The organism is Mesorhizobium sp. M1A.F.Ca.IN.020.03.2.1 (assembly GCF_004023205.1).
Lineage (GTDB): Bacteria > Pseudomonadota > Alphaproteobacteria > Rhizobiales > Rhizobiaceae > Mesorhizobium.
In genome coordinates, this window is record NZ_RZSV01000397.1 from 1 (window position 1) to 2,810 (window position 2,810).

Sequence of the window (2,810 nt, forward strand, 5' to 3'; positions counted from 1 at the left end):
GCATAGTGAGATTGCCGGCCCCGGCCGCGATTGCCAGCACCAATCCGGCAGCGATGCCGCCGACAGCGCCGCCAAGCGCGCCGCTCTGCGTCTTGCCGGGCGAGATTGACGGCGCAAGCTTCGGGCCGCCGACCGCGCGGCCGACGAAATAGGCCGCTATGTCGGTCGCCCAGACGACCGCGAACAGGAAGAGGATCGCGATCAATCCTGAGTGGCTGTCCCCGCGCAGATAGGCGAGCGACAAGCCGGACAACGACGCGTATGCCAGCCCCGAGGCCTCCCACTGCGCTGCTCCCCGCAGCCGCGCGGCAACAGCGACGATAGCAGTGATGGCTGCGACCAGAAGCAGCAGCCAAAGTGCCGGCAGGCCGGCGACCAGCGCGCCGATGAAGACCAGAATCAGCGCTTCCGGCAGAAAGCCGAGCGTCGCACCGTTCTCAGGGCGCGACATGCGCGTCCATTCGTAGAAGATCAACGCCGCGATCGCCGCACAGAACAGGCGGAACGGCAGCCCGCCGAGCCAGGTGAGCGCAAGTGTGACGGCTGCCATCACGATGGCCGAGATGACACGCTGCTGGAGATTGCTCATCGATTCCGCGCTACAAGGCGACGTCGCGGGCGGCGAGCCCGCCGAAACGGCGTTCGCGGCCGGCAAAGTCGCGCAGGGCGTCGGCCAGGTGCTCCCGGCTGAAGTCCGGCCAGTAGCAAGGCAGGAAGACAAGCTCGCTATAGGCGGCCTGCCACAAAAGGAAGTTCGACAGCCTGAGTTCGCCGCTGGTGCGGATCACGAGGTCTGGATCGGGAATGCCCTCGGTGTCGAGCGAGCCGGCAAAGCTCTCCATCGTGATGGCGTCGCTTGTCAAGTCGCCGCGAGCCACGGCATCGGCGAGCTTGCGCGCGGTGCGCACGATCTCATCGCGCCCACCATAGTTGAAGGCGATGACCAGGGTCAGCGCCTCATTGCCTGCGGTCAGCGATTCGGCCTCCTGCAGCAGGCCTCTGATGTCCGGCTGCAGCCCCTCCCTGTCGCCGATCACCCTCACCCGCACGCCGTTTTGATGCAGCTCGGCGAGATCCCGGCGGATGAAGAGCTTCAGGAGGCCCATCAGGTCGCTGACCTCGGACTTCGGCCGCGACCAGTTTTCAGAGGAGAAGGCGTAGACCGTCAGATAGGAGATGCCGAGCTCTGGCGCGGCGCGCACCGTCTTGCGCAAGGCTTCGACGCCGGCGCGGTGGCCGGCGAGCCTCGGCATGCCGCGCGCCTTGGCCCAGCGTCCGTTTCCGTCCATGATGATCGCGACATGCGCGGGGGTTGTCATGGTCTCGCTTTCGAGCCGGTGAGAAACCGACCCTAAACCTGCATGATTTCAGCTTCCTTATCGGAAAGCAGGTGATCGATGGTGCTGATCATCTCATCGGTCAGCTTCTGAACCTGGTCGGAGCGCTTGCGATGATCGTCTTCGCTGATCGTGCCGTCCTTTTCCGCCTTTTTGAGGAAATCCATGCCGTCGCGACGGACATGGCGAACCGCGACGCGGGCGTTCTCCGCATAGCCGTGCGAGATCTTGACCAGTTCCTTGCGGCGCTGCTCGTTGAGTTCGGGCAAAGCAATCCTCAGATTGGTGCCGTCGACGATCGGATTGAAGCCAAGATTGGCCTCGCGGATAGCGCGGTCGACGGCGCTCACCATCGATTTGTCCCAAACCGATACCGAAATCATCCGCGGCTCCGGAACCGTGACGTTGGCCACCTGATTGATGGGCATCGTCGTGCCATAGGCATGGACCTGCACGGCGTCGAGCAGGTTGCTGGAAGCGCGGCCGGTGCGCAGCGAAGCGAGATCGTGCTTGAAGGCCGCGATCGCCCCGTCCATGCGCCGCTTGAGATCGTCGTACTCGCCACTCATGATCATCTCCTCGACCCGTTCGCCGGGTTCAATGCTTGTCTTCTAATCTCGACCGGACCGGCGATCATTCAGCCGTCTTCGGCCCCAGTCAATTGTCCGCGACGATGGTGCAACGGCCGCCGCCTCTTAGAATTTCGCCGAAACCACCTTTTTCGTGGATCGAATAGACGATTATCGGAATGTTGTTTTCACGCGCAAGTGCAATCGCGGCCGTATCCATGATCGTAAGCCCGCGTTTGATGACTTCGGCATGACTTATGCGGTCGAAGCGCACCGCCTCCGGATCCTCCTTCGGGTCGGCCGAATAGACGCCATCGACCTGCGTGCCCTTGAACAGCGCGTCGGCGCCGATCTCGGCGGCGCGCAGCGCTGCGGCCGAATCGGTGGTGAAGAACGGATTGCCGGTGCCGCCGGCAAAGATCACCACCTTGCCTTGATTCATATAGGCGGTCGCCTGGCGCTGTGAAAAACTTTCGCAGAGTTCCGGCATGGCAATGGCCGAAAGCACCACGGCGTCGACGCCGATTTTGTTCAGCGAGGTGCGCAGCGCCAGCGAGTTGATGACGGTGGCGAGCATTCCCATGTGATCGCCGGTGACGCGGTCGCCGCCCTTGGAGGCGACGGCCACGCCGCGGAAGATGTTGCCGCCGCCGATCACGACTCCGACTTCGACGCCAAGCGCCCGCGCCTCGGCAATGTCGGCTGCGATACGGTCGACGACCGAGACGTCGATGCCGAAATGCTGTTCCCCCATCAAGGCTTCGCCCGAAGCTTTCAGCAAGACACGTCGATAGAGGGGCTTCACCGTCATCTGGTTCCTCGAAAAATCTCGGCGCGGGCAAATCTGGAGGCGAAGGCGCCCCGCTTCGCCTGGCGGCGCTGGCACGATGGTTCGACCCGATAC

At 63.5% G+C, this 2,810-nt stretch carries 3 protein-coding genes and 1 pseudogene; all 4 read right to left on the reverse strand.

Going from position 1 to position 2,810, the window contains the following annotated elements; translation table 11 throughout:
- Positions 1–589, reverse strand: a 589-nt coding sequence (locus EOA79_RS31180) for a phosphatidate cytidylyltransferase (RefSeq protein ID WP_128293639.1), incomplete at its 3' end; no start/stop codon positions are given.
- A gap of 10 nt (positions 590–599) precedes the next feature.
- A pseudogene (locus EOA79_RS31185) lies at positions 600–1,331 on the reverse strand (isoprenyl transferase); the annotation flags it as partial.
- Between the two features lie 20 nt (positions 1,332–1,351).
- A complete protein-coding gene (gene frr / locus EOA79_RS31190; protein WP_127334979.1) occupies positions 1,352–1,906 on the reverse strand; it encodes a ribosome recycling factor in 555 nt (184 codons plus the stop codon).
- A gap of 88 nt (positions 1,907–1,994) precedes the next feature.
- Positions 1,995–2,717: a UMP kinase gene (pyrH, locus tag EOA79_RS31195; protein ID WP_127334978.1), complete on the reverse strand. Its 723-nt coding sequence runs from the start codon at positions 2,715–2,717 to the stop codon at positions 1,995–1,997.
- Between the last annotated feature and the right edge of the window lie 93 nt (positions 2,718–2,810).